Source organism: Burkholderia sp. BCC1996 (assembly GCF_905339955.1).
GTDB lineage: Bacteria > Pseudomonadota > Gammaproteobacteria > Burkholderiales > Burkholderiaceae > Burkholderia.
Genome location: NZ_CAJPHM010000008.1, coordinates 205,550 through 231,197, shown reverse-complemented (window position 1 = coordinate 231,197; position 25,648 = coordinate 205,550). Strand labels below are relative to the sequence as shown.

General features: G+C 70.0%; 26 protein-coding genes. 14 read left to right on the top strand and 12 right to left on the bottom strand.

Annotated elements, in window-relative coordinates; translation table 11 throughout:
- Positions 1 to 62: 62 nt before the first annotated feature.
- On the top strand, positions 63 to 572 hold the full coding sequence (locus U4Z64_RS14530) for a flavin reductase family protein (RefSeq protein ID WP_044844459.1): 510 nt from the start codon (positions 63 to 65) through the stop codon (positions 570 to 572).
- On the opposite strand, the gene U4Z64_RS14525 is transcribed toward U4Z64_RS14530, so the two are convergent.
- Positions 559 to 1,059 (bottom strand): Lrp/AsnC family transcriptional regulator, encoded by a 501-nt coding sequence (locus U4Z64_RS14525; RefSeq protein WP_044844460.1) that lies wholly within the window; start codon positions 1,057 to 1,059, stop codon positions 559 to 561. The two genes, U4Z64_RS14530 and U4Z64_RS14525, sit on opposite strands and share 14 nt — an antisense overlap.
- Positions 1,060 to 1,189: 130 nt before the next feature.
- On the opposite strand from U4Z64_RS14525, the gene kynB reads away from it, so the two are divergent.
- From kynB to U4Z64_RS14495, 6 genes are all read left to right on the top strand, one after another.
- Positions 1,190 to 1,831 carry an arylformamidase gene (gene kynB, locus U4Z64_RS14520; RefSeq protein ID WP_321820310.1) on the top strand — a complete coding sequence of 214 codons (642 nt, stop codon included), beginning with the start codon at positions 1,190 to 1,192 and terminating at the stop codon, positions 1,829 to 1,831.
- A gap of 55 nt (positions 1,832 to 1,886) precedes the next feature.
- Positions 1,887 to 3,143, top strand: a complete 1,257-nt coding sequence (kynU, locus tag U4Z64_RS14515) for a kynureninase (protein ID WP_415750259.1) — start codon at positions 1,887 to 1,889, stop codon at positions 3,141 to 3,143.
- A gap of 92 nt (positions 3,144 to 3,235) precedes the next feature.
- On the top strand, positions 3,236 to 4,162 hold the full coding sequence (kynA, locus tag U4Z64_RS14510; RefSeq protein ID WP_044844544.1) for a tryptophan 2,3-dioxygenase: 927 nt from the start codon (positions 3,236 to 3,238) through the stop codon (positions 4,160 to 4,162).
- Positions 4,163 to 4,827: 665 nt separating this feature from the next.
- Positions 4,828 to 6,222 carry a D-arabinitol 4-dehydrogenase gene (gene dalD / locus U4Z64_RS14505; RefSeq protein ID WP_321799155.1) on the top strand — a complete coding sequence of 465 codons (1,395 nt, stop codon included), beginning with the start codon at positions 4,828 to 4,830 and terminating at the stop codon, positions 6,220 to 6,222.
- Between the two features lie 127 nt (positions 6,223 to 6,349).
- A complete protein-coding gene (gene xylB, locus U4Z64_RS14500; protein WP_044844465.1) occupies positions 6,350 to 7,831 on the top strand; it encodes a xylulokinase in 1,482 nt (493 codons plus the stop codon).
- Positions 7,832 to 7,947: 116 nt separating this feature from the next.
- Entirely contained in the window at positions 7,948 to 8,904 is a 957-nt protein-coding gene (locus U4Z64_RS14495; protein WP_044844466.1) for a sugar-binding transcriptional regulator, read from the top strand.
- A 13-nt stretch (positions 8,905 to 8,917) separates the two neighbouring features.
- Here U4Z64_RS14495 and U4Z64_RS14490 read toward each other — a convergent pair whose 3' ends face one another.
- Positions 8,918 to 10,156: an MFS transporter gene (locus U4Z64_RS14490; RefSeq protein WP_321820309.1), complete on the bottom strand. Its 1,239-nt coding sequence runs from the start codon at positions 10,154 to 10,156 to the stop codon at positions 8,918 to 8,920.
- Positions 10,153 to 11,355, bottom strand: a complete 1,203-nt coding sequence (locus tag U4Z64_RS14485) for a serine hydrolase domain-containing protein (RefSeq protein ID WP_321820308.1) — start codon at positions 11,353 to 11,355, stop codon at positions 10,153 to 10,155. Before U4Z64_RS14485 ends, U4Z64_RS14490 begins: the two co-directional genes overlap by 4 nt.
- Positions 11,356 to 11,468: 113 nt before the next feature.
- Here U4Z64_RS14485 and U4Z64_RS14480 point away from each other — a divergent pair, with 113 nt between their 5' ends.
- Positions 11,469 to 12,353 (top strand): LysR family transcriptional regulator, encoded by an 885-nt coding sequence (locus U4Z64_RS14480; protein ID WP_257773773.1) that lies wholly within the window; start codon positions 11,469 to 11,471, stop codon positions 12,351 to 12,353.
- A 13-nt stretch (positions 12,354 to 12,366) separates the two neighbouring features.
- On the opposite strand, the gene U4Z64_RS14475 is transcribed toward U4Z64_RS14480, so the two are convergent.
- The 8 genes from U4Z64_RS14475 to U4Z64_RS14440 all read right to left on the bottom strand — a co-directional run bounded on the left by U4Z64_RS14475 (position 12,367) and on the right by U4Z64_RS14440 (position 20,729).
- Positions 12,367 to 13,476 (bottom strand): sn-glycerol-3-phosphate ABC transporter ATP-binding protein UgpC, encoded by a 1,110-nt coding sequence (locus tag U4Z64_RS14475; protein WP_321820307.1) that lies wholly within the window; start codon positions 13,474 to 13,476, stop codon positions 12,367 to 12,369.
- Between the two features lie 62 nt (positions 13,477 to 13,538).
- The gene (locus U4Z64_RS14470; protein ID WP_321820306.1) at positions 13,539 to 14,267 is read right to left on the bottom strand and encodes an HAD family phosphatase; all 729 of its coding nucleotides are present in this window, start codon (positions 14,265 to 14,267) and stop codon (positions 13,539 to 13,541) included.
- On the bottom strand, positions 14,264 to 15,115 hold the full coding sequence (locus U4Z64_RS14465) for a carbohydrate ABC transporter permease (RefSeq protein ID WP_321820305.1): 852 nt from the start codon (positions 15,113 to 15,115) through the stop codon (positions 14,264 to 14,266). Before U4Z64_RS14465 ends, U4Z64_RS14470 begins: the two co-directional genes overlap by 4 nt.
- Positions 15,112 to 16,059, bottom strand: a complete 948-nt coding sequence (locus tag U4Z64_RS14460; protein WP_321820304.1) for a sugar ABC transporter permease — start codon at positions 16,057 to 16,059, stop codon at positions 15,112 to 15,114. The genes U4Z64_RS14465 and U4Z64_RS14460 overlap by 4 nt, the downstream gene beginning before the upstream one ends.
- 102 nt (positions 16,060 to 16,161) lie before the next feature.
- Complete coding sequence (locus U4Z64_RS14455) at positions 16,162 to 17,487, bottom strand: sugar ABC transporter substrate-binding protein (RefSeq protein WP_321820303.1); 1,326 nt, start codon at positions 17,485 to 17,487, stop codon at positions 16,162 to 16,164.
- A 96-nt stretch (positions 17,488 to 17,583) separates the two neighbouring features.
- Positions 17,584 to 18,936 (bottom strand): D-tagatose-bisphosphate aldolase, class II, non-catalytic subunit, encoded by a 1,353-nt coding sequence (locus U4Z64_RS14450; RefSeq protein WP_321820302.1) that lies wholly within the window; start codon positions 18,934 to 18,936, stop codon positions 17,584 to 17,586.
- A complete protein-coding gene (locus tag U4Z64_RS14445; protein ID WP_321820342.1) occupies positions 18,924 to 19,880 on the bottom strand; it encodes a sugar kinase in 957 nt (318 codons plus the stop codon). Before U4Z64_RS14445 ends, U4Z64_RS14450 begins: the two co-directional genes overlap by 13 nt.
- Positions 19,881 to 19,952: 72 nt before the next feature.
- Positions 19,953 to 20,729, bottom strand: a complete 777-nt coding sequence (locus U4Z64_RS14440; protein ID WP_124486942.1) for an L-iditol 2-dehydrogenase — start codon at positions 20,727 to 20,729, stop codon at positions 19,953 to 19,955.
- A 328-nt stretch (positions 20,730 to 21,057) separates the two neighbouring features.
- On the opposite strand from U4Z64_RS14440, the gene U4Z64_RS14435 reads away from it, so the two are divergent.
- From U4Z64_RS14435 to U4Z64_RS14410, 6 genes are read left to right on the top strand one after another with little or no spacing between them, the layout of a single operon-like run.
- Positions 21,058 to 21,519 carry a Fur family transcriptional regulator gene (locus U4Z64_RS14435; RefSeq protein ID WP_014896195.1) on the top strand — a complete coding sequence of 154 codons (462 nt, stop codon included), beginning with the start codon at positions 21,058 to 21,060 and terminating at the stop codon, positions 21,517 to 21,519.
- Positions 21,520 to 21,566: 47 nt separating this feature from the next.
- Entirely contained in the window at positions 21,567 to 22,481 is a 915-nt protein-coding gene (locus U4Z64_RS14430) for a metal ABC transporter solute-binding protein, Zn/Mn family (RefSeq protein ID WP_044844477.1), read from the top strand.
- Positions 22,482 to 22,494: 13 nt separating this feature from the next.
- The gene (locus tag U4Z64_RS14425) at positions 22,495 to 23,385 is read left to right on the top strand and encodes an ABC transporter ATP-binding protein (RefSeq protein WP_321820301.1); all 891 of its coding nucleotides are present in this window, start codon (positions 22,495 to 22,497) and stop codon (positions 23,383 to 23,385) included.
- Positions 23,378 to 24,163 carry a metal ABC transporter permease gene (locus U4Z64_RS14420; protein WP_044844479.1) on the top strand — a complete coding sequence of 262 codons (786 nt, stop codon included), beginning with the start codon at positions 23,378 to 23,380 and terminating at the stop codon, positions 24,161 to 24,163. Before U4Z64_RS14425 ends, U4Z64_RS14420 begins: the two co-directional genes overlap by 8 nt.
- Positions 24,160 to 24,357 (top strand): tlde1 domain-containing protein, encoded by a 198-nt coding sequence (locus U4Z64_RS14415; RefSeq protein WP_321820300.1) that lies wholly within the window; start codon positions 24,160 to 24,162, stop codon positions 24,355 to 24,357. Before U4Z64_RS14420 ends, U4Z64_RS14415 begins: the two co-directional genes overlap by 4 nt.
- Positions 24,354 to 24,632, top strand: a complete 279-nt coding sequence (locus tag U4Z64_RS14410) for a hypothetical protein (RefSeq protein WP_321820299.1) — start codon at positions 24,354 to 24,356, stop codon at positions 24,630 to 24,632. Before U4Z64_RS14415 ends, U4Z64_RS14410 begins: the two co-directional genes overlap by 4 nt.
- 28 nt (positions 24,633 to 24,660) lie before the next feature.
- On the opposite strand, the gene fghA is transcribed toward U4Z64_RS14410, so the two are convergent.
- Positions 24,661 to 25,509 carry an S-formylglutathione hydrolase gene (gene fghA / locus U4Z64_RS14405; protein WP_321820298.1) on the bottom strand — a complete coding sequence of 283 codons (849 nt, stop codon included), beginning with the start codon at positions 25,507 to 25,509 and terminating at the stop codon, positions 24,661 to 24,663.
- Between the last annotated feature and the right edge of the window lie 139 nt (positions 25,510 to 25,648).

Below are 25,648 nucleotides of genomic sequence, written 5' to 3'. Positions count from 1 at the left end.
CGCCGCGCCTCCCGCACCCGCCGCGCGCCGCGCCTGTCCGTTTCGATCCGGATGGCCGCCCGATGAAGCATGCCACCCCGCCCGATTTCGACTCGGCCGCCTTTCGCCAGGCGCTCGGCCAGTTCGCGACCGGCGTCACGGTCATCACGACGCGTGCGCCGTCCGGACAGCTGATCGGCATCACCGCGAGCTCGTTCAACTCGGTGTCGCTCGATCCGCCGCTCGTGCTGTGGAGCCTCGCGCACAAATCGGCGTCGACGCCGGTGTTCCGCAGCAACAGCCATTACGTGGTGAACGTGCTCGCGGCGTCGCAGCTCGACCTGTGCAAGCGCTTCTCGACCTACAAGGGCGACCGCTTCGAAGGGATCGCGCACGCGGCCGGCAACTCGGGCATGCCGGTGCTCGACGGTGCGCTCGCATGGTTCGAATGCCACAACCGCAGCCGCTACGACGAAGGCGACCATGTGATCTTCGTCGGCGAAGTGGAACGCTGCGGCGTGCGTGCCGTGTCGGATGCCGCTCCGCCGCTCGTGTTCCACGGCGGCGGCTTCCACGGCCTCACACCGCTTTGATCGCCCCCATGCGCGCCAGCCCGACCGGCGCGCCCGCTTCGTCCTTCAGCGTCTGCAGCACGATGTTCGAACGGATGTCCATCACGCCCGGCGCCTTGTAGAGCCGGTTCAGCACGAAATCCGAATAGTGCTTGAGGTTGTGCGCGAGCACGCGCAGCAGGTAGTGGCTCTCGCCCGTCACGACGAACGCGCCGACCACCTCCGGCCATTCGCGCAGCGCCTCCGCGAAGCGCTCGTGCCATTGATTCTCTTCGTTGCGCATCGACACCTGCACGAACGCCTCGAGCTCGAAGCCGAGCTTCTCGCGGCTCAGGCACGCGCGATAGTGCTCGATCACGCCCTGCTCCTCGAGCAGGCGCATCCGGCGCAGACAGGCGGATGGCGAAAGCGAGATGCGCTCCGCCAGATCGAGATTGCTGATTCTGCCCTCTTCCTGCAGGACCGCCAGAATCCGGCAGTCGGTGGCATCGAGCGTGATCGCGTGCATTTTTGGTCCCCGTTTTCCCTCTGAGTCGAATTATCTGCCAATCGGGCGGATTGTCCATGTTTATTTCGCAAGCACTTTCTGCGAGCGTCCACCTATCATTCGAAGCATCGATTCACCGACTCGTCATGCCATGGACACACTCTGGGACATCTCGCCGCCCGTCAGCCCCGCCACCCCCGTGTGGCCGGGCGACACGCCGGTTTCCGTCGAACGCGTCTGGCGGATGGAGGCCGGCTCGCCGGTCAACGTCGCGCGCCTGACGCTGTCGCCGCATACCGGCGCGCACTGCGACGCGCCGCTTCACTACGACGCCGACGGCGCGCCGATCGGCGCGGTGCCGCTCGACACCTATCTCGGCCCGTGCCGCGTGATCCACTGCATCGGCGCGTCGCCGGTCGTGCGCCCGGCCGACCTCGAGGCCGCGCTCGCCGGCGTGCCGACGCGCGTGCTGCTGCGCACCTATGCGCGCGCCAGCGTCGCGCAATGGGACAGCAGCTTCTGCGCGGTCGCGCCCGAGACCGTCGACCTGCTCGCCGCGCACGGCGTCAAGCTGATCGGCATCGATACGCCGTCGCTCGACCCGCAGGAATCGAAGACCATGGATGCGCATCACCGCGTGCGCACGCACCGGATGGCGATCCTCGAAGGGATCGTGCTCGACGACGTGCCGCCCGGCGACTACGAGCTGATCGCGCTGCCGCTGAAGTTCGCGACGCTCGACGCGAGCCCCGTGCGTGCGGTGCTGCGCGCGCTGCCCGGCCGGTCCTCCTGATTCATCCAACCATCGACCCGCGAACCACTCGTCCGCGAACTACTGACCCGACATCATGATCATCAAGACCCGTGAAGACGCGCTCGCCCTCGACCGCGACGACCCGCTCGCCGCGCTGCGCGACCAGTTCGCGCTGCCCGACGGCGTGATCTATCTCGACGGCAACTCGCTCGGCGCGCAGCCGCGCGCATCGGCCTCCCGCGCGCAACAGGTGATCGGCGCCGAATGGGGCGAAGGCCTGATCCGCAGCTGGAACACCGCCGGCTGGTTCGCGCTGCCGCGCCGCCTCGGCGACAAGCTCGCGACGCTGATCGGCGGCGCGCCCGGCGAAACCGTCGTGACCGACACCATCTCGATCAACCTGTTCAAGCTGCTGTCGGCGATGCTGCGCCACCAGGCCGAACGCGCGCCGGAGCGCCGCGTGATCGTGTCGGAGCGCTCGAACTTCCCGACCGACCTGTACATCGCGCAAGGGCTGATCGAACAGCTCGGCGGCGACTACGAGCTGCGCCTGATCGACGATCCGGCGGACCTGCCCGACGCGCTCGGCGCGGACACGGCCGTCGCGATGATCACGCACGTGAACTACCGCACCGGCTACATGCACGACATGCCGGCCGTCACGCAGCTCGTGCACGATTCGGGCGCGCTGATGCTGTGGGATCTCGCGCATTCGGCCGGCGCGGTGCCGGTCGACCTGAACGGCGCGCACGCGGACGGCGCGGTCGGCTGCACGTACAAGTACCTGAACGGCGGCCCCGGTTCGCCGGCCTTCGTGTGGGTGCCGCAGCGCCATCTCGCGCATTTCTCGCAGCCGCTGTCGGGCTGGTGGGGCCACCGCGCACCGTTCGCGATGCAGCCGGGCTTCGCGCCCGATCCGGGCATCGCGCGCTTCCTGTGCGGCACGCAGCCGATCGTGTCGATGTCGATGGTCGAATGCGGGCTCGACGTGTTCCTGCAGACCGACATGCACGCGATCCGCCGCAAGTCGCTCGCGCTGACCGACGCGTTCATCGCGCTCGTCGAAACGCGCTGCGCGGGCCTGTCGCTGAAGCTCGTCACGCCGCGCGCGCATCACCAGCGCGGCTCGCAGGCGAGCTTCGAGCATCCGCACGGCTACGAGGTGATGCAGGCGCTGATCGCGCGCGGCGTGATCGGCGACTACCGCGAGCCTTACGTGCTGCGCTTCGGCTTCACGCCGCTCTATACGCGCTTCGTCGACGTGTGGGATGCCGTCGAGACGCTGCGCGACATCCTCGCCACCGACGCGTGGAAGGCGCCCGAGTTCGCCGAGCGCGGCGCGGTGACCTGACCGCTTCCAGCCCGGCGCGCGCCGCCGCGACGTGCGGATTGCGCGCCGCGCCCCGTCATTCAAATCTGGAGAAAGTCGTGAATTCTGGTCATATTCAGCCACCCGGCGACGATGCGCCGGCGGGCTGCCCGTTCTCGGGCGCACGCGCGGCCCAACCGGCTCATGAAGCGCCGCACGTGCCCGGCGAAGCCACTGCTCAAGCCGGCTGGCACGATGCGCAGCTCGATTTCTCGAAGTCGATGAGCTACGGCGACTACCTGTCGCTGAACGCGATCCTCGACGCGCAGCATCCGCTGTCGCCCGATCACAACGAGATGCTGTTCATCATCCAGCATCAGACGAGCGAGCTGTGGATGAAGCTCGCGCTGTTCGAGCTGCGCGGCGCGCTCGACGCGGTGCGCGGCGACGCGCTGCCGCCCGCGTTCAAGATGCTCGCGCGCGTGTCGCGGATCCTCGAGCAGCTCGTGCAGGCGTGGAACGTGCTGTCGACGATGACGCCGTCCGAGTATTCGGCGATGCGGCCGTATCTCGGCCAGTCGTCGGGCTTCCAATCGTACCAGTACCGGCAGCTCGAATTCCTGCTCGGCAACAAGAACGTGCAGATGCTGCAGCCGCATGCGCACCGGCCCGACATCCTCGAACAGGTGCGCGCGACGCTCGAGGCGCCGTCGTTCTACGACGAGGTCGTGCGCCTGCTCGCGCGGCGCGGTTTCCCGATCGCGCCCGAACGGCTCGAGCGCGACTGGACGCAGCCGATGCGTCACGACGAAACGGTCGAGGCCGCGTGGCTCGAGGTCTATCGTCACCCGCAGCAGCACTGGGAGCTCTACGAGATGGCCGAGGAACTCGTCGATCTCGAGGATGCGTTCCGCCAGTGGCGCTTCCGTCACGTGACGACCGTCGAGCGCATCATCGGCTTCAAGCAGGGCACCGGCGGCACGAGCGGCGCGCCGTATCTGCGCAAGATGCTCGACGTCGTGCTGTTCCCCGAGCTCTGGCACGTGCGCACCACGCTGTAACGCACGCCTCGCGCCCGCGCGTCACGACGACGTGCGGGCCGGCGCCTCCCCTTCGCGCGGCAACGCACGTTCGTGCGCGAGCCGCGGAATGTGCCGGCGCGGCCTGCGCGGCCGGCTCGCACAAGGGCGGCCGGGCACGCACGGGATCGGTCTCGCGCCGTCCGCGCGCGGGATCCGATGCCGACGCGGTCGCCGCGTTTCCGACGGGCCGACGTACCGACGTATCGACATACCGACGTATCGACGTATCGACGTATCGACGTATCGACGAACCGCCGTGCCGCCGTGCCGCCGTGCCGCCGGGACGATCGCCGGCATATCGCCATATCGTTGCGGCGCCGCACCATCCGCTGCGCATGCTCACCGCGTTCCGACAGCGCCTCGGCATCCTGTCGGGGCCGGTCGGCAAGCTCGCTGCTCGACGAACTCGTCACATCGATGCGCGACGGACGCTAACGCCTTCCGCCTTCCGCCCCCGCCCCCGCCCCCGCCCCCGCCCCCGCTTCCGCCCCGCCCGCCCCGCCCCGCCCACGCGCCGCCGCAGCGCACCATCGAAATGCCGCGTCCGCGCCTTGACTTTCGCCCGCCCGAATACGATCATTCGCTCACACAAAGAGCAAATGATCGTATTCGACAGGAAAACTGGCACGAACAGGAGACACCGGATGAGCGAATCGCCCTCCGCCCACGCGCCCGTGCTGCTGCACATCGGCGCAGGCTCGTTCCACCGCGCGCACCAGGCGTGGTATCTGCACCGCGTGAACGCGGCCGTGCCGGCCGACGAACGCTGGTCGCTGACCGTCGGCAACATCCGCGACGACATGCGCGCGACGATGGACGCGCTCGCCGCGCAGCACGGCGCCTATACGCTCGAAACCGTCACGCCGCAGGGCGAGCGCGCGTACGAGACGGTCCGCGCGATCTCGCGCGTGCTGCCGTGGTCGATCGATCTCGCCGCGCTGATCGACGCCGGCGCCGACCCCGCGTGCCGGATCGTGTCGTTCACCGTCACCGAAGGCGGCTACTACCTCGACGAACACAACCGGCTCGACCTCGCGAACGCCGATCTCGCGGCCGACCTGCAGGGCGCGCGCACGACGCTGTACGGCGCGCTCGCGGCGCTGCTCGCCGAACGCGCGAAACGCGGCGCGGGCCCGCTCACGCTGCAGAGCTGCGACAACCTGCGCAACAACGGCGCGCGCTTTCGCGCGGGCATGCGCGAATTCCTCGAACGCCGCGGCGAGGCCGATCTGCTCGCATGGTTCGATGCGCACGTCGCGACGCCGAGCGCGATGGTCGACCGCATCACGCCGCGCCCGACCGCCGACGTGCGCGAACGGGTGCGCGCGGCAACCGGCGTCGACGACGCGTGTCCGGTGATGGGCGAGTCGTTCATCCAATGGGTGATCGAGGACCGCTTCGCGGCGGGCCGGCCGCGCTGGGAGCTGGCCGGCGCGGAACTCGTCGACGACGTGCATCCGTACGAGGAAGCGAAGATCCGCATCCTCAACGCGACGCACAGCTGCATCGCGTGGGCCGGCACGCTCGCGGGCCACACGTACATCCATGAAGGTACGCACGACGCGGCGATCCGCCGCTTCGCGCACGACTACGTGACGCAGGACGTGATCCCGTGTCTCAGCCCGAGCCCGCTCGATCTCTGGCGCTACCGCGACGTGGTGCTCGAACGGTTCGGCAATCCGTACGTGCTGGACACGAACCAGCGCGTCGCGGCCGACGGCTTCTCGAAGATTCCCGGCTTCATCGCGCCGACGCTCGCCGAATCGCTCGCACGCGGCGCGGCGCCGGTCGCCACCGCGGTGCTGCCGGCGCTGTTCCTGCGCTTTCTCGAACGCTGGGCGCGCGGATTGCTGCCGTATGCGTACCAGGACGGCGTGATGGACGACGGCGCCGCGCGGGCGATCGTCGAGGCCGACGACCCGGTCGTCGCGTTGTGCGCGAGCCGCGCGCTGTGGGGCTCGCTCGCCGGCAACGCGGCGTTGTTCGACGCGCTGCGCGCCGGGCTCGCACGCGTCGACGCATGGCTCGCGCAGCGCTGACGCACGGCGGCCCGCGGCCTCGCAGCCGGCCGCCCGCGAGCGGCCGCGCATCCGGGCGAACCTGCGTTGGCAGGCGCGCGCGCGTGCGGCTAAAGTAGCGGCTCCTCACTGACGGAACGGATCGCTCATGTATCTCGGCATCGACCTCGGCACCTCGGAAGTGAAGGTGCTGCTGCTTGCTCCGGACGGCACCGTGGTCGGCACCGCCGGCACGCCGTTCAGCGTGTCGCGGCCGCACCCGCGCTGGGCCGAACAGCATCCGGACGACTGGTGGCAAGGCACGCTCGCCGCGCTCGCGGCGCTGCGCGAACGGCATCCGCAGGCCTTCGCGCAGGTGCGCGGGATCGGCCTGTCGGGCCAGATGCACGGCGCTGTGCTGCTCGGCCGCGACGACCGCGTGCTGCGCCCCGCGATCCTGTGGAACGACATGCGCAGCGCCGACGAATGCGCGCTGCTCACCGAACGCGCGCCCGATCTCCACGCGCTGGCCGGCAACCTCGCGATGCCCGGCTTCACCGCGCCGAAACTGCTGTGGGTCGCGAAGCACGAACCCGACGTGTTCGCCGCAACGGCCTGCGTGCTGATGCCGAAGGACTACCTGCGCTTCCGGCTCACCGGCGCGAAGGTGTCCGATCCGTCCGACGCGGCCGGCACGTTGTGGCTCGACGTCGCGCGCCGCGACTGGTCCGACGCGCTGCTCGCCGCGTGCGACATGACGCGCGCCCAGATGCCGCGCATCGTCGAAGGCAATGCGCCGTCCGGCACGCTGCGCGCCGACGTCGCGCGCGAACTCGGGCTGTCGGAGGCCGTCGTGGTGGCGGGCGGCGGCGGCGACAACGCGACGAGCGCGCTCGGCATCGGCGCGATCCACGCGGGCGACGGCTTCGTGTCGCTCGGCACGTCGGGCGTGCTGAGCGTGGTCGGCGACCGCTTCATGCCGAATCCGGCATCGGCCGTGCACGCGTTCTGCCACGCGATTCCCGATCGCTGGCAACTGATGAGCGTCGTGCTGTCGGCCGCGAGCTGCCTGCGCTGGGTCTGCAAGCTGACGGGCACCGACGAGCCGGCGCTGCTCGCCGAAATCGCGGCGCTCGACGCGGACGCACTCGCGACGGCGCCGCTGTTCCTGCCCTACCTGTCCGGCGAACGCACGCCGCACAACGATCCGTATGCGCAGGGCGTGTTCTTCGGGATGACGCATGCGACCGAGCGCGCGCATCTCGGCTACGCGGTGCTCGAAGGCGTGACGCTCGGCCTCGCGGACGGCCTCGACGCGCTGCACGCGGCCGGCGTCGAAACCGACCGGCTGTCGCTGATCGGCGGCGGCGCGCGCAGCGCGTTCTGGGCGCAGCTGATCGCCGACGCGCTGGACGTGCGCACCTGCCAGCACGGCGGCGGCGAAACGGGTGCGGCACTGGGCGCCGCGCGGCTGGGCTGGCTCGCCGTCGGCGGCGATCCGCAAGTCGTGCTGACCAAGCCGCCGGTGCGCGCCGAATACGTGCCCGACGCCGCGCGTCATGCGCTGCTGCGCGAGCGCCTCGACGCGTTCCGCGCGCTGTATCGCCACGTGCGCCCGCTTTACGAACCGTCGCGCGCGCGGCTCGCGTAGGCGACGACGCAGGGCGGCCGTCGGCCGCCCGCCGCGCATGCGTTACAGTGGATGCCGTTGCGCCGCCCGACGGCCGGTCCGCGGGCGGCCCCCCAGATCCGAACCGAACCGCTATCGTGTCCAAGTCCTCAGAAAAACTCGATCTCGCCACGCGTGCCGCGTGGCTCTACTACGTCGCGGGCGACACGCAGAACGAAATCGCCGAGAAGCTGCAGGTGTCGCGCCCGGTCGCGCAGCGCCTCGTCGCGTTCGCGGTCGAGAAGAACCTGATCCGCGTGCGCGTCGATCACCAGCTCGCCGACTGCCTCGAGCTCGGCGCGCAGCTGTCGAAACGCTACGGGCTCACGATGTGCGAAGTCGTGCCCGTCGATGCCGATGCGGCCGAAGCGATCGACCGCAAGCTCGCGGTCGCCGGCGCGCAGGTGATGGAGCGCTACCTGAACGAGACGCGGCCGATGGTGATCGCCGTCAGCAGCGGCCGGACGCTGAAGGCGGCGGTCGCGCAGATCGCGCAGATCGAGCGGCCGCAGCACCGGCTCGTGTCGATGGTCGGCGCGATCGCCGCCGACGGCTCGTCGAACCGCTACGACGTCGCGCAGTACATCTCCGAGAAGACCGGCGGCAAGCACTTCCTGCTGCCCGCGCCGCTGTTCGCCGACAGCGACGCCGAGCGCGCGCAATGGTGCAATCACCGGCTGTACCGGATCGTCGACGCGCTGTCGGCGCAGGCCGACGTCGCGTTCGTCGGGATCGGCAACATCGGCCCGCACTGCCCGCTCTATGAAGACGGCTTCATCACCGAACAGGAACGCGACGAGATGACCGCGCTCGGCGCGGTGGCCGAACTGCTCGGCGTGCCGATCGATGCGCAGGGCCGGCTCGTCGACGTGTCGACGAGCGCGCGCGTGACGAGCGTCGCGCTCGACGCGCCGCCGAAGCGCCCGACGATCGCGTTCGCAGGCGGCCCGAAGAAGCGCGACGCGGTGATCGCCGCGCTGCGCGGCGGCTGGCTGTCGGGGCTCGTCACCGACGAAACCTGCGCACGCGCGGCGCTCGACGCGAAGGCGGCCTGACGCCGCCGCACGCTCACGCGGCCGCGCGCGGCGCCGGGAACGCATGCCGGCGCGCGCGCCATGCGCCGAGCCACGCCGCCGCCAGCAGCGCGACCAGCACCCACGGAATCGCGCCCGCGCCCGTCGCGCCGAGCAGCATCCCGCCCGCGATGCCGCCGCCCGCGATCGCGAGGTTCCACACCGTCACGAGCATCGACTGCGCGACGTCGGCCGCATCGCCCGCCGCGTTCGCGGTGGCCGTCTGGAACAGCGTCGGCGCGCCGCCGAACGCGAGCCCCCACAGCGCGACACCCGCATAAACGATCGTCATCCCGGACCCCGCACCGAGCATCGCCGCCGCAAGCGCGAACAGCGCGATGCTCGCGAGCGTCAGCCGCCGCTGCGCGGCGCCGATCCATGCGCCCGTCAGCGCGATGCCGACCAGCGACGCGATACCGAACACGAACAGCACCGCATCGACCTGCGCGCCCATCCGCACGCCGGCAAGGAACGGCGCGACGTACGTGTACAGCATGTTGTGCGCGAGCACATAGGCGAACATCACGACCAGCACCGGCCGCACGCCGGGCAGTGCGATCACGCCGAGCACCGGCTCGCGGGCGCCGGCGGGCTGCCCCGGATAGTCGGGCACGCGCAGCCGGATCCAGCCGATCAGCGCGAGCGCCGCGACCGTGATGCCCGCGAACGCGATGCGCCAGCCGAACATCGCGCCGAGCGCGGTGCCGGCCGGGATGCCGATCGACATCGCGACCGGCGCGCCGAGCATCGCGACCGCGATCGCCCGGCCGCGCAGCGATGCGTCGACCATCCGGCTCGCATAGCCGGCCAAGAGCGCCCACAACAGCCCGGCCGACATGCCCGCGACGAAGCGCGCGGCGAGCGTGAGCGCGTAATACGGCGACGCGGCCGTCAACGCATTCGACACGACGAACCCGGCAAGCGCCGCGAGCAGCAGCCGGCGCCTGCGCATCGCGCGCGTCGCGGCGACGAGCGGGATCGCCGCGACGATCGAGCCGAGCGCGTAGACGGTCACGAGCTGGCCGATCAGCGCCTCGGTCACGCGCAGGTCGACGCTCATTAGCGGGAGCAAGCCGGCCGGCAACGCTTCGGTGAGGATCGTGATGAACCCGGCGGTGGCGAGCGCCAGCAGGTTCGCGACCGGCAGGCGTTCGCGCACCGGTGCGGACAGACCGGACGCAGGGTCGGAGACGCGGTCGGAAGCGCGGTCGGGAACGGATACGCACTCGCTCATGCCGCGCTCCGGTCGTCGACGCCATACACCGCATCGCGCACGTCGGTGACGACACGCCCGTGCATCCCTTCGTACAACGTATTGGTCAGCGCGACGACCGTCAGCCCGGCCGCGCGGTCGACGAACCACGCATGCCCGTACGCACCGCCCCAGCGCCACGTGCCGACCGACTCCGGCGACTGCGCGGCCGCCGGATCGCGCAGCACCGAAAAACCGAGCCCGAAACCGAATCCCGGCGCGTCCGGCAGGTCATGCGCGCCCGGCTGCACGCGCGCCATCTCGTCGATCCAGCGGCGCGCGAGCCAGCCGTCGCGGCCGGTGCGCAACGCATCGAGCAACGTCATGCAGTCGCGCGCGGTGCCCACCATACCCGCGCCGCCCGACGGCCACGCGGCCGCGTCGAACGCGCGCGCCGGCGCGAAGCGGATGCCGACCGTGCCGTCGTACACCGGCGCGAGATCGTCGTCGGCCATCCGGCGCGGCGCGCCCGGCGTGCTGACGTACGGTGTCGCGAAGCGCGCGGCGTCATTCGAGAAGAACGCGGTGTCGGTCATCCCGAGCGGCGTCGTGACGAGCGCGGCCACGGCTTCGGCGAGCGGCCGGCCGTCGACCGCCTCGATCAGCGCGCCGACCACGTCGGTCGCGAGCGAGTAGTTCCACGACGTGCCGGGCGCGAATTGCAGCGGCACGCCGGCGATGCGCCGCACGTTCTCCGCGAGCGACAGGTCCGCGCGGTCCATCCCGTCGGACACGCCGGCACGCGCATACGGGCCGTCGGCGTCGGCTTCGAGGAAGCGGTAACCGAGCCCGGCCGTATGCGAAAGCAGATGACGCAACGTGATGTCGGCCGGCGTGCCGTCGGGCAGCGTCGGCCGGAACGCGGGCAACCAGCGCGCGACCGGCTCGTCGAGCCCGATGCGCCCCGCCGCGACCAGCCGCATCGCGGCGGCCGTCACGATCGGCTTCGACACCGATGCGAGCCGGAACAGCGCGTCCTCGCGCATCGGCGTGCCGGCCTCGCGATCGGCCAGACCGGCCGCGCGCGCATAGCGAAGTTGGCCGTCGCGGGCGACCAGCACGACCGCGCCGACCACGCGCGCATCGGCCAGCGCGCGATCGAGCGCGGCGTCGAGGCGCTCGGCCAGCGCGGCGTCGGCGTCCGGTTCGGCGCGGTGGGCGGTGACAGGCAGGGATGACATGGCGTGACCTCGAACAGTGAAGGAACGCCCATCGTAGGGAGCCGGCGCGAGAAGAAAAACCGGGTTAGAGTTCCGGACACTCCGGACATCGGTGTCCGCAATCGGGGACCAGCATGGAAAATCTTGGCGGTTTCGTCGTGTTCGTCCAGGTCGCGGAAACGCGCAGTTTCGTCGCGGCCGGCCGCGCGCTCGGGCTGTCGGCGTCGGCGATCGGCAAGCGCATCGCGCGGCTCGAGGCGCGGCTGAACGTGCGCCTCTTTCACCGCAGCACGCGCAGCATCACGCTGACCGCGGAAGGCACGCGCTTCCTGGAACGGTGCCGGCGCGTGATCGCCGAGATCGACGCAGCCGAGCAGGAACTGACGCACAGCGCCGAAGCGCCGCGCGGGCGCCTGCGCGTGAGCCTGCCGACGATCGGCACGCTGCTGCTGCCGCTGCTCGCCGATTTCATGGCCGCGTATCCGGAGATCGAACTCGACATCGACTTCAGCGACCGCCTCGTCGACGTCGTCGAAGAAGGTTTCGACGCGGTGCTGCGCACCGGCCAGCCGACGGATTCGCGGCTGTCGTCGCGGCTGCTCCGCCATTTCCGCCAGCACCTCGTCGCGGCGCCCGACTACCTCGCGCGGCACGGTACGCCGCGCACGCCGGCCGATCTCGCGCAGCACCGCTGCCTGCACTACCGCTTTCCGAGCAGCGGCAAGCTCGAGACCTGGCCGCTGCGCGTGCCACACGCGAGTACGCCGCCCGAGGTGCCGGTCGCGATGGTCAGCAACAGCGCGGAAGCGCGCCTCTGCTTCACGCTGCGCGGGCTCGGCATCGCGTGCCTGCCCGAGTTCTTCGTGCGCGACGCACTCGACGACGGCACGCTGCGCGCGGTGCTCGACGAACACGTCGCGAGCTGCACGCCGATCTACGTCCTGTGGCCGTCAGGCCGCCATCCGACGCCGAAACTGCGCGCCTTCGTCGATTACATGGCCGAGCATCTGCGGCTCTGACCGGCGCGCGCCCTCACGCCGCCTTCGCGTGCGCGCTCAAGCGCCGGAACGCCTGGCCGTGCTCGTCGAACAGGTGGCAGTGCTCGGCCCGCGCATGCACGTGCAGCGCCTCGCCGGTGCGGTACGTATCGAGCGGCGGAATCCGTGCGATCAGCCCGTCCGGCGCGACGGCCGACTCCGCATACAGGTACGCGGCGTCGCCGAGCGATTCGACGGCCATCGTCCGCGCGGCCACGCCGGTCTCCGCCTGCCCCACCATCAGATGCTCGGGCCGCACGCCGACGGTCACCGCCGCGCCGCGCAACAGCCCGGCCGCCTCGACCGCGACGCGCTGCGTCTCGCCGCTGCCGAAGCGCACCAGCACGCCGGCCGCGTCGACCGACTCGACGGTGCCTTTCAGGAAGTTCATCTTCGGCGAGCCGATGAAACCCGCGACGAACTGGTTGGCCGGCGCGTGGTACAGCGCGTTCGGCGTGCCGACCTGCTGCACCGCGCCGCCCGACAGCACGACGATCTTGTCGGCGAGCGTCATCGCCTCGACCTGGTCGTGCGTCACGTAGATCATCGTGGTCTTCAGCTCGTCGTGCAGCCGCGCGAACTCCAGCCGCATCTTCACGCGCAGCGCCGCGTCGAGGTTCGACAACGGCTCGTCGAACAGGAACACCTTCGGCTTGCGCGTGATCGCGCGGCCGATCGCGACACGCTGCCGCTGGCCGCCCGACAGCTGCTTCGGCTTGCGATCGAGCAGATGGTCGATGTGCAGGATCTTCGCGGCCTGCTTCACCGCCTGGTCGATCTCGGGCTTCTTCGCGCCGGCGAGCTTCAGGCCGAACGCCATGTTGTCGTACAGCGTCATGTGCGGGTACAGCGCATACGACTGGAACACCATCGCAATGCCGCGCTTCGCGCTCGGCACGTCGTTGACCTTCGCGCCGTCGATCAGCAGTTCGCCGCTCGAGATGTCCTCGAGCCCGGCGATCATCCGCATCAGCGTGGATTTGCCGCAGCCGCTCGGCCCGACGAACACGACGAATTCGCCGTCGGCGATGTCGAGGTTCACGTTGCGCAGCACTTCGGTGTCGTCGTAGCGCTTCGCGATGTTGCGCAGGAGCACGCTTGCCATGGTCTGTCTCCGTTCGTTCGTGATGCGCCGCGTTGAAGGCGGCGCGCATTCGTTCCTGGTTGCTAGTTCGGCAGCACCGCGCCGGTCGCCTGCCAGCGCGCGACGTAGCCGGGCAGCTCGTGCATGTCGTCGAATACGTGACGCGCGCCGATCCCGCGCAACGCGTCGATCTGCGCGGCCGACGCATGCCCGCCGCCGACGAAGCCGAGCACGGTCATGCCGGCCGCGGCGGCCGCGGTGATGCCGGTCACGCTGTCCTCGACGACGAGGCATTGCGCGGGCACCGCGCCGAGCGCACGCGCGGCCGCGAGATACACGTCGGGCGCCGGCTTCGGCCTCGCCACGGCGTCCGCGCAGAACAGCCGGTCGCCGAAGAAGCGCGCGAGGCCGGTGCGCGCGAGCGCCGCCTCGACGTACGCGCGGTAGCTGTTGCTCGCGCACGCGGTCGTCAGGTTGAGCGCCGCGAGGGCCTTGTCGATGCCGTCGACCATCGGCGCGTTGACGGCCGCCGCCTCGACCGCGCGGCGGATCGCGTCGACGTCGCCGGCCGACAGCGTGCGGCCGACGGCCTCGCCCGCGCCGGCCAGCACGCGCTCGATGCGCAGCCCGAGCAGCGGCATCACCGCCGGCCGCGCGTCGACACCCGGCCAGCGCGCATCGAGCTCGCGCACGATCACGTCGGCGGCGACGGCCTCGCTGTCGATCAGCACGCCGTCGCAGTCGCAGATCAGCACGTTCATCCCGTGACCGAACGCGCGTTCGCCGGTAGCAGCTTCGCCGGTAGCGCTCATTTGACCGCCCCGAACGTGAGCCCGCGCACGAGCTGCTTCTGCGACAGCCAGCCGACGATCAGGATCGGCGCGACCGCGAGCAGGGAAGCCGCGGACAGCTTCGCCCAGAACAGCCCCTCGGGGCTCGAGTACGACGCGATGAACACGGTGAGCGGCGCGGCGTTCGAGCTCGACAGGTTGATGCTCCAGAACGCCTCGTTCCACGACAGGATCACGAGCAGCAGCGCGGTGGACGCGAGCCCCGGCAGCGCCATCGGCATCAGCAGGTAGACGATCTCCTGCCACGTCGACGCGCCGTCGATGCGCCCCGCTTCGAGGATGTCCTTCGGGATCTCGTTGAAGTACGTGAAGGTCATCCACACCGCGATCGGCAGGTTGATCAGCGTGTACACGATCACGAGGCCCGACACGGTATCGAGCAGCCCCGCGTTCTTCCACAGCAGGTAGATCGGCACGAGCACGCCGACCGACGGCATCATCTTGGTCGACAGCATCCACAGCAGCACCTTCTGCGTGCGGTGGTTCGGGAAGAACGCCATCGCGTAGGCCGCCGGCACCGCGAGCAGCAGCGAGATCACCGTGACGCCCGCCGAGATCAGCACCGAGTTCCACGCGAACGCGAAGTAGTTGCTGCGCGCGAACACCTCGCGGAAGCTGTCGAGCGTCGGCATGAAGAACAGCGTCGACGCGTACGCCTGCTGCTCGGTCTTGAACGCGGTGATCGCCATCCAGAAGATCGGGAAGAACAGCAGCAGCGCGAGCAGCCATGCGAGCGCGCCGGGCAGCGCGCGCCGCACGAGGCCGAATGCAGCCGGCGCGCGCCGGCCTTCCAAAGTCAGGTCGCTCATTTCTCGTACTCTCCCTTCAGGTTGCGCGCGAGCATCCGCACCAGGAAGAACGACACGACGTTCGCGACCACGACGGCGATGATCCCGCCCGCGGATGCGAGGCCGACGTCGAACTGCTGCAGGCCGAGCGCATAGATCAGGTACGACAGGTTGGTCGTCGCATCGCCGGGGCCGCCGCCCGTCGTCGTGTAGATCTCCGCGAAGATCGACAGCAGGAAGATCGTCTCCATCATCACGACCACGGCGATCGCGCGCTTCAGGTGCGGCAGCGTGATGTAGAAGAACATCGCGATCGGGCCCGCGCCGTCGATGCGCGCGGCTTCCTTCTGCTCCTGGTCGAGCGACTGGATCGCGGTGAACAGGATCAGGAACGCGAACGGCAGCCACTGCCACGCGACGATGATGATCACGGCGGTGAGCGGATAATCGGCGAACCAGTCGACCGGCGTCATCCCGAGCGCGCGCATCGCGTTCGCGACGAGCCCGTACACCGGATGCAGGATCATGTTCTTCCAGATCAGCGCGGCGACCGTCGGCATCACGAAGAACGGCGCGATCGCGAGCAGGCGGGCCACGCCCTGCCCGTAGAACTTGCGGTCGAACAGCACGGCCATCAGCACGCCGCCGACCACGGTGATCGCGAGCACCGCGCCGATCAGCACGAGCGTGTGCCAGATCGCGGGCAGGAACGACGGATCGGTCGCGAGGAAGCGGTAGTTGTCGATTCCGGCGAAGCCCTTCACGTCCGGGTTCAGCAGGTTGTAGCGCGAGAACGAATACCAGATCGTCATCGCGAGCGGGATCGACATCCACAGCAGCAGCACCGCGACGGACGGCGACACGAGCCAGCTGGCGCCGCCGCGCGCGCGGCGCGGCGCGCCCGGCGGCGACGACGCGTCGCCGACCGGCGACGCATGGCTCAGGGGAAGACGCAAATGACGCATGATCGGAGTCCCTCCGGTTGAGACGCGGGCACGAACGGCCGGCCCGCCTTTCTGCATCGGCGACGCGCACCGTGCGCGGCGGCGCGCACGATGCCAGCCGCGTTACTTCTTGTAGCCGGCCTGCCGGACCGCGCGGTCGGCCGCCGCCTGCCCGGCGGCGAGCGCCTGGTCGACCGTCATCTGGCCGGCCACCGCACCCGCGATCGCCTGTCCGACCACCGTGCCGAACGACTGGAATTCAGGAATCCCGACGTACTGCACACCCGTGTACGGCACCTTCTTCAGCGACGGATCGTTCGGGTCGGCCGTCTCGATCGCCTTCAGCACGAAGTCCGAGAACGGCGCGGCGGCCTTGTACTCGGCGCGCTGGTAGGTCGACGTGCGGGTGCCCGGCGGCACCGACGCCCAGCCTTCGTCCTTGCCGGCCATCTCGATGTACTGCTTCGACGTCGCCCACGCGATGAACTTACGCGCGGCGTCCTGCTGCTTCGACGTCTTCGGCACGGCCAGCGCCCACGCCCACAGCCAGTGCGAGCCCTTCGGCGTGGCGGCGACCGGCGCGGCGGCGAAGCCGATCTTGTCGGCGACCTGCGACTGCTGTTTGTTATAGAGCATCCCGGCCGCGACCGTCGCGTCGATCCACATCGCGCACTTGCCCGACGCGGTCAGGGTCAGGTTTTCGTTGAAGCCGTTCGAGCTCGCCCCCGGCGGGCCGTCTTTCTTCAGCAGGTTCACGTAGAAGCCGATCGCCTTCTTCCATTCCGGCGACGTGAGCTGCGCGTTCCAGTTCTCGTCGAACCAGCGCCCGCCGAACGTGTTCACGACCGTCGACACGTACGCCATGTTCTCGCCCCACCCGGCCTTGCCGCGCAAGCAGATCCCGTAGGTGCCCTTCGCCTTGTCGGTGAGCTTGTCCGCGAACTCGGCGATCTGGTCGTAGGTCGGCTGGTCGGGCATCTTGAGCCCCTTCGCCGCGAACAGGTCCTTGCGGTAGAACGTCATCGAGCTCTCGACGTAGAACGGCAGCGCATACAGCTGGCCGTTGTACGACAGGCTGTCGCGCGCGGTCTTCACGATGTCGTTCAGGTCGTAGTCGGCGGGCAGCCCCGTGATCGGCGCGAGCCAGCCGCGCTTGCCCCACTGCGGCGTCTCGTAGGTGCCGATCGCCATCACGTCGAACTGGCCGCTGCCGGTCGTGATGTCGGTGGTCGCGCGCTGGCGCAGCACGTTCTCCTCGAGGATCACCCAGTTCAGCTTGATGTCAGGGTTCGCCTTCTCGAACGCCGGCGACAGCTTCTTCAACTCGATCATGTCCGGGTTGTTCAGCGTCGCGATCGTCAGCGTGCCGGCGGACGCCGCGCACGCGGCCGTCGCGAGCGCGGCCCCGGCGAAGCAGCGTGCGGCGGCATCGAGCATCTTTCGTTGCATGGCATGTCTCCTGTGATTGTTCGAACTGTCGTCGGTGTTGCGTATTGCGTATTGCGTATTGCGTGTGTCGCGTTGCTGCACTCCCTTCGCGGCCCGTCACGCCGGCCGCTGCATCCCGCACGCGCGCGCATAGTGCGCGATCACGTCGCGTATCCGGTGGCGCACCCAGGCGCGCGGCTCCTTCGCGAGGCCGCCCGCGCGGCACGCCGCGTACACGTCCGGCAGCCACTGCGCGACGAGCGTTTCGGGCACCGGCTGCCGCGCGAGGTTGTCGAACAACTGCTCGACCGCCGCCGCGACGGCCGGCTGCAGCCAGTAGTAGCGGATCCGGTCGCTGTAGCTGAACTGGCGCGCGAGCCGCTGCTCGGTCTCGTCGCCGCGGTAGTACGGCGCCCAGTGCTCGGGCTGCGCGCGCATCGCGGCGTCGACCACGTCGCGCAACCGCGAGCGCTGCGCGCCGTCGCCGATCAGCGCGTCCTCGATGAAGGTGAGCGCGAACAGCGCCTCGCGCAGCGCGAAGGTCAGCGCGGGGCCGACCTTCAGCACCGCGAAGTGGTCGCGCACGAGCGCGGCGAGCGCGCCTTCGGTCTGGTAGTCGGTCGAATGCGCTTCGAACACGAGGCGCGGCGTGCGCAGGATGCTTGCACCGAGCGATGCGGCCCTCGCGCTGTCGTAGTCGAGCACGTGGCGATCGTCGAAATCGACGCCCGGTTGCGCGACGATCGCGACCACGCGCGTCCATGCGTCGTCGAGCCCGGCCGCCGCGAATGCGCTGCGATGCGCGTCGAGCGTCGCCGCGATGCTGTCGCTGCGCGTGACCGCGATCCGCGCGATCGCATCGCCGGCTGCGTCGCCGGCCACTTCGCCGCCCGGCGTCGGCACCTCGGTGCCGATCACGTAGACGGGCGCGACGCCGGTGCGCGCCGCCGCGTCTTCGGCCGCGCGGCAGAGCCCGGCCGCGCGCGCGGCGATCGTCCGGTCGTCGAGCCGCGCCGGATCGTCCGCACACGCCATGCTCGCATCGAGGTGGATCTTCTCGAACCCGGCTTCGACATACGCGGCGACCATCGCCGCCGCTTCGCGCATCGCGTCGGCCGCGCGGCGGTGCCGCCACGGGTTCGGTCCCAGATGGTCGCCGCCGAGCACCAGCGCCGACGGCGCGAGCCCGCAGCGCTGCGCGATCGCATCGACGTCGCGCCGGAAATCGGCGGGCGTCATGCCCGTATAGCCGCCGAGATGGTTCACCTGGTTGCAGGTCGCCTCGATCAGGAGCGGCGAGCCGTCCGCGCGCGCGGCCTCGCACGCGGCCTCCAGCACGAGCCGGTGCGCGCTGCAGACCGAATAGATGCCGCGCTGCGCCTGCGCGCGGTTCGCGTCGAAGATCATCCGCAGCACGGCGCCGGCGTGCGCGCTGCGCGGGCGTTCGGCAGTGGAAGTCAGGCCGGGCATGCGACACCTCGTTCGGTCAGGAAGCGGTCGATCTCGGCCGCGCTGCTGTTGCCCTCCATCGGGCCGCGCCGCGTGACCGCGATCGCGCCGGCCGCGTTCGCGCGGCGCAATGCGACGTCGATCGGCAGGCCGGCGACGAGACTCGCGACCAGCGTGCCGCCGAAGCAGTCGCCGGCGCCGGTCGGATCGCGTTCGTCGACGGGATAAGCCGGCGCGTCGACGCGGCTCGCACGGTCGAACGCGACGCTGCCGGCCGCGCCGCGCTTGAGCACGACGCGTTCGAGCAGCGGATGCGTCGCGAGCAGCCCGGCGATCGCGCGCTCGGCCGGCTGCGGCCCGCAGAAGAACGGCAGGTCGGCCTCGCTCGGCAGGAACAGGTGACACGCGGCGAGCAGCGTGTCGAGCGCCGCGCGCATCGGGCGGAAGCTCAGCATCTCGGGCCGCACGTTCGGGTCGAACGACACCTTCGCGCCGGCGCGCGCCGCCTCGATCACGCCGCGCTGGACCGCCGCGATCGCCGATTCGCTCGTCAGCGACGAGCCCATCACGTGAAAGTAGCGGCAGCCGTCGAACATCGCGGTGTCGACGTCGGATGCGTCGACGCACGCGGCCGCGCTGGTCGACAGGCTGAACACGAAGCTGCGCGAACCGTCGTCGCGATACGCGACGAACGCGGTGCCGGTCGGACGTGCGACGCGACGGATGCGCGCGACGTCGACGCCATCGCGCTCGAGCCGCGCGACGATCGCGTCGCCGAACGCGTCGCGGCCGACGCAGCCCGCATACGCGACGCGCACGCCGAGCCGCGCGGCCTGGTCGGCGAAGATCGCCGGCGCGCCGCTCGGGAACGGGCCCGCGAACAGGCCCGGCACGTCGAAGCCCTGGCCGCGCTCGGCGGCGACGAATTCGGCCAGCAGTTCGCCGGCGACCACGATCTCCGCCATCATGCGTGTCCTCGTGCGGCGGCGGCCGCGCGCGGCACGAACGCCAGGGGTAAGCGTGCGAGCGGCGCCACTTCAGCTCATCCAGTTGCCGCCGTCGACGTTCAGCGTCTGGGCGGTGATGTAGTCGGCGTCGGCCGACGCGAGGAACAGCGCGGCGCCCGTGAGGTCGCCCGGCACGCCCATCCGGCCGAGCGGCACGGCAACGCCGACGAGCCGCTTCTTCTCACCGAGCGGCCGGTTCTCGTAGCGCGCGAACAGCGCATCGACCTGCTCCCACATCGGCGTGTCGACCACGCCCGGCGCGATGCCGTTCACGTTGATCCGGTGCGGTGCGAGCGCGAGCGCGGCCGACTGCGTATAGCTGATCACCGCGGCCTTGGTCGCGCAGTAGTGCGAAACGAGTGCCTCGCCGCGACGCCCCGCCTGCGACGACATGTTGACGATCTTGCCGCCGCGGCCCTGCTCGACCATCCGCTGCGCGACCGCCTGCATCAGGAAGAACAGCCCTTTCACGTTGACCGCGAACAGCCGGTCGAACACGTCCCAGGATTCGTCGAGGAGCGGGCGCATGTCGAACAGCGCCGCGTTGTTGAACAGGATGTCGACGCCGCCGAAGCGCTCGACCGCGGTCGCGACGATGCGCGCGATGTCGTCGCGGCGCGTGACGTCCGCGGTAACGGCCACCGCCCGGCCGGGATTTTGCTCGATCAGCCGCGCGAGCGAGCCGCTCGGCGGCTTCACGTCGACCAGCACGCAGCGCGCGCCCTCGTCCAGATAGCGTTGCGCGACCGCTTCGCCGATGCCGCTTGCCGCGCCCGTCAGGATCGCGACCTTGTCTGCCAGTCTCACTGGTTGTCTCCGGTTCGTTCTGCTGCACGAAGGCCGCGAGGTGAGCGAACGCTCGCCGGCCGATCAATTGCTCTGTTGTTGATCGAATGATCGGATACGCGATTCATGCTGTCAAGGCGACACGGCGGCTTTCGATGATGCGCTGCGGCACGGCCGCGCCGTGCGCCGGCCGGCGACCCGCGCCCGGCAAGGCGCGGCGGGCTGGGTGCGGCGCGGCTGAAACGGCGCTGAAGGGGACGGAGCGCGTGCATCGGCAGGAATTCGGGCTGCACGGCATGGAGATACGTTATATCATCGCGATACTTCGTTTCATTGCCTGCTTCACGCCATGGCCACCTCATCGCCCATCGACGCCCGGCTGTCCCGGGCCGACGCATTCGCCGCCGAGCACGGGCTCGCGTGGACGCCGCTGCGCCGCCAGGTCTACGAACGCGTGCTGGCCGCGCAGCGCCCGATCGGCGCGTACGACCTGCTCGCCGAGCTCGAGCCGCAACGCGGCCGCGTGCCGCCCACGACCGTCTATCGCGCGCTGGATTTCCTCGTCGAGCACGGCTTCATCCACCGGATCGAATCGAAGAACGCATTCTTCGCGTGCTGCGAGATCGGCGTGCCGCACGAAGGCCAGTTCCTGATCTGCGACTCGTGCGGCGAGACCGTCGAGATCCCGGGCAGCGACCTCGCGAAACAGTTGTCCGCGAGCGAGCCCGCGCACGGGTTCGAAGTCCACCACCAGGTCGTCGAGCTGAACGGCCTGTGCGGGCACTGCAAGGGCAAGCCCGCGCAACGCTGACACCGCACCGCGCGGCGCACCCGCCGCCCCTTCCAACGAGGAGTTTCATGTCCATTGCCCTGAAGCGCGCGCCGCGGCGCGCCCTGCCGCTTGCCCGCCTGCTGGCCGCCGCTGCTGCCGCGCTGTCGATCGCGGCGCCCGCGTTCGCGCAGGCCGCGACTGTCAACGTGGTCGCCGCCGAGAATTTCTATGGCGACGTCGCGTCGCAGATCGGCGGCCGCCATGTCGCGGTAACCAGCATCCTCAGCAGTCCCGACCAGGATCCGCACCTGTTCGAAGCGAGCCCGAAGACCGCGCGCGCGCTGCAGCACGCGCAGGTCGTGATCTACAACGGGGCGAACTACGACCCGTGGATGGCCAAGCTGCTGTCCGCATCGAAGCAGGCGAAGCGCGCGACGATCGTCGTCGCGGATCTCGTCGGCAAGAAGGCCGGCGACAACCCGCACCTGTGGTACGACCCGGCAACCATGCCGGCCGCGGCGCGCGCGATCGCGGCCGAGCTCGGCCGGGCCGACCCGGCGAACAAGGCCGACTACGACGCGAACCTGCAGAAGTTCGTCGCATCGCTGAAGCCGATCGACGACAAGGTCGCCGCGCTGCGCGCGCAGTACAAGGGCGTGCCGGTGACGGCCACCGAGCCGGTGTTCGGCTACATGTCGGATGCGATCGGCCTCGACATGCGCAACCAGCGCTTCCAGCTCGCGACGATGAACGACACCGAAGCCAGCGCGCAGGACGTCGCCGCGTTCGAGAACGACCTGCGCAAGAAGCAGGTGCGCGTGCTGATCTACAACAGCCAGGCCGAAGCGCCGATGACCAAGCGCCTGCTGAAGGTCGCGCGCGACGGCGGCGTGCCGAGCGTCAGCGTCACCGAGACGCAGCCGGCCGGCAAGACCTTCCAGCAATGGATGGCCGGCCAGCTCGACGCGCTCGCGGCCGCGCTTTCCGCCAGCAAGAAATGATTCACGCTACGACATGACCGCCACTCCCCACGCACTCGCACTCGATCGCGTCACGCTCGAACTGGGCGGACGCACGATCCTGCGCGACGTGAGCTTCTCGATCGAACCCGGCGAATTCGTCGGCGTGCTCGGGCCGAACGGCGCGGGCAAGACGACGCTGATGCGCGCGGTGCTCGGCCTCGTGCCCGTCACGGGCGGCACGCTGTCGGTCGGCGGCGTGCCGGTCGTGCGCGGCAACGCGTCGATCGGCTACATGCCGCAGATCAGAAGCGGCCTCGCGAATCGCCGGATGCGCGGCTACGACTTCGTCGCGATGGCCGCCGACGGCCACCGCTGGGGGCTGCCGCACACGAACGCTGCGACGCGGCGCGACGTCGACCGCGTGCTCGACCTCGTCGGCGGCCCGACGCTTGCGCGCCGGCCGCTGTCGGAACTGTCGGGCGGCGAGCGGCAGCGCCTGCTGCTCGCGCAGTGCCTGCTCGGCAGCCCGAAGCTGCTGCTGCTCGACGAGCCGCTGATCAGCCTCGACCCGAACCACCAGCGCGGCGTCGTCGAACTCGTGCGCAACGTCCAGCGCGAGCTCGGCATCACCGTGCTGTTTTCCGCGCACGAACTGAATCCGCTGCTGAACGCGCTCGACCGCGTGCTGTATCTCGGCAACGGCGTCGCGGCGCTCGGCACCGTCGACGAGGTGATCACGAAACCCGTGCTGTCGCGCCTGTACGGCTCGCCGATCGACGTGATGCGCGTGAACGGCAGGATCTTCGTGATGTCGGGCGACGTCGAAATCGAGAAGCACGATCACGAACACGAGGACGACGGCCACTCCCACGGCGGCGGCGGTCACGATCACGGTCACCACCACCACGGACACGCTCATCCCGGGCATTCGCACGATGTTTGAATACGACTTCATGATCAACGCGTTCGCCGCGTCGGGGATCGTCGCGGTGCTCGCGGGCATCGTCGGCTACTTCCTGGTGCTGCGCGGACAAACCTTCGCCGGCCACGCGCTGTCGCACGTCGGCTTCACCGGCGCGACCGGCGCGGTGCTGCTCGGCATCTCGCCGATCTGGGGGATGGTCGGCTTCACGCTCGCGGCCGGGATCGGGATGGGCGCGCTCGGCGAACGGCTCGCGGGCCGCGACGTCGCGATCGGCGTAATCCTGTCTGGCGCGCTCGGCTTCGGGCTGCTGTTCCTGCATTTCTACACGTCGTTCGCGACGCAGGTCACCGCGCTGCTGTTCGGCAACGTGCTCGCGGTCAGCCACGATACGCTCGCGGTGCTGGCCGGCATCGGCGCGGTGAGCCTCGTCGCGCTCGCGCTGATCGCGCGGCCGCTGCTGTTCGCGTCGCTGCAGCCCGAGCTGGCCGAAGCCAAGGGCGTGTCGCTGCGCACGGTGTCGATGCTGTTCCTCGCGGTGTGCGCGCTCGCGGTGGCCGCGGCGACGCAGATCGTCGGCGTGCTGCTCGTGTTCACGCTGCTGGTCGGGCCGGCCGCAGCCGCGCAGAACGTGTCGACGCGGCTGTCGACCGGCGTGCTGCTCGCCGCGCTGTTCGCGCTGTTCGAAGCGTGGGCCGGGATCGCGCTTGCGTATCACACCGACTGGCCGACGAGTTTCTGGATCACCGCGCTGTCCGCGCTCGTGTATGGGGCGAGCCTGTTGCGGCGACGCACATGACGTTCGGCGGGCGCTCGACAGGGCGCCGCGCATGTCGCACGCACCCCAAAGGCGTGCACGGAATCAGCAGGGGATGCGTGACCATCGAATCGACGATCGATTACGCGCGACTGAGAAACTTGCTGATCGCGCAGAAGCCGGTTCCGATCCCCGGCTCCTCCGTGCGCGCGTACGGCACGATTACCGTCGAATGAAGCGAGTCGCGTACCGAGCCGCGGTGACCGCGTGGGTACTCGTGGCATCCGTGTCGCTTGCACGGCTGTGCCTCACTCACGAGTCGTTCGCACTGCCGATATCCGAGCGCGCGTGGGCTTGGCTCGTCACGCATGTTCCCGGGTTCTGGGACGGCGAGTCGGGCGATGATCTCGTCATCGTCGTGCATTTGCTGATAGCGCTTGCGGTCGTGATACCGCTGACCTGGCTCGCCTTGCGCATGCTGCGAAAGCGGAAGCGCCACGCCACTCGCTGATGGAGGGTGGCGCGGCTGGTTTATCGCACTAACGTGCCAGCACCCGCGCATGATGCGCGACGTGATCGGCGATGAACGTCGAGATGAAGTAGTAACCGTGGTCGTAGCCCGCATGTCGGCGCAGCGTCAGCGGCTGGCCGGCCTTCGCGCACGCGGCTTCGAACACGTCGGGGTTCAGCTGGTTCGCGAGGAACTGGTCGGCGAGGCCCTGGTCGACGAGAATGCCGTCCGCGAACTTCGGCGCATCCGCACGCGCGACGAGCTCGCTTGCGTCGTGCTGTTTCCACGCTTCGCGATCGTCGCCCAGATAACCCGAGAACGCCTTCTCGCCCCACGGGCAGCGCGTCGGCGCGGCGATCGGCGCGAACGCCGACACCGACCGGTACAGGTCGGGGTGACGCAGCGCGAGCGTCAGCGCGCCGTGCCCGCCCATCGAGTGGCCGAAGATCCCGAGCCGCGCGCCGTCGATCGGCAGCTCGGCCGCGACGAGTTCGCGCAGCTCGCCCGTCACGTACGACTCCATCCGGTAGTGCGTCGACCACGGCGCTTGCGTCGCGTCGACATAGAAACCCGCGCCGACGCCGAAATCCCACGCCTCCGACTCGCCCGCCACACCCGCGCCGCGCGGGCTCGTATCGGGCATCACGAGCGCGAGGCCGTGCTGTGCCGCGTACTGCTGCGCGCCGCCCTTGATCGCGAACGTCTCCTCGGTGCAGGTGAGCCCCGCGAGATAGAACAGCGCCGGCACGCGGCCGTGCGCCGCCTGCGGCGGCAGGTACACCGAGAACTTCATCGGCAGGCCGATCGCCTTCGAATCGTGGCGATAAAAGCGTTGCTCGCCACCGTGGCAAGCATGCGAAGAAACGAGTTCGAGCATGGGGTTCCCTTCCGTTCAATACAGCACGATCGGGCGAATCGATTCGCCCTTCTTCATCGGGTCGACGCCGTCGTCGAGCATCTCGCGCGGCAGCGCATGTGTGATCAGGTCGCGCCGTGCCGCGCGACACGGCGAAGCC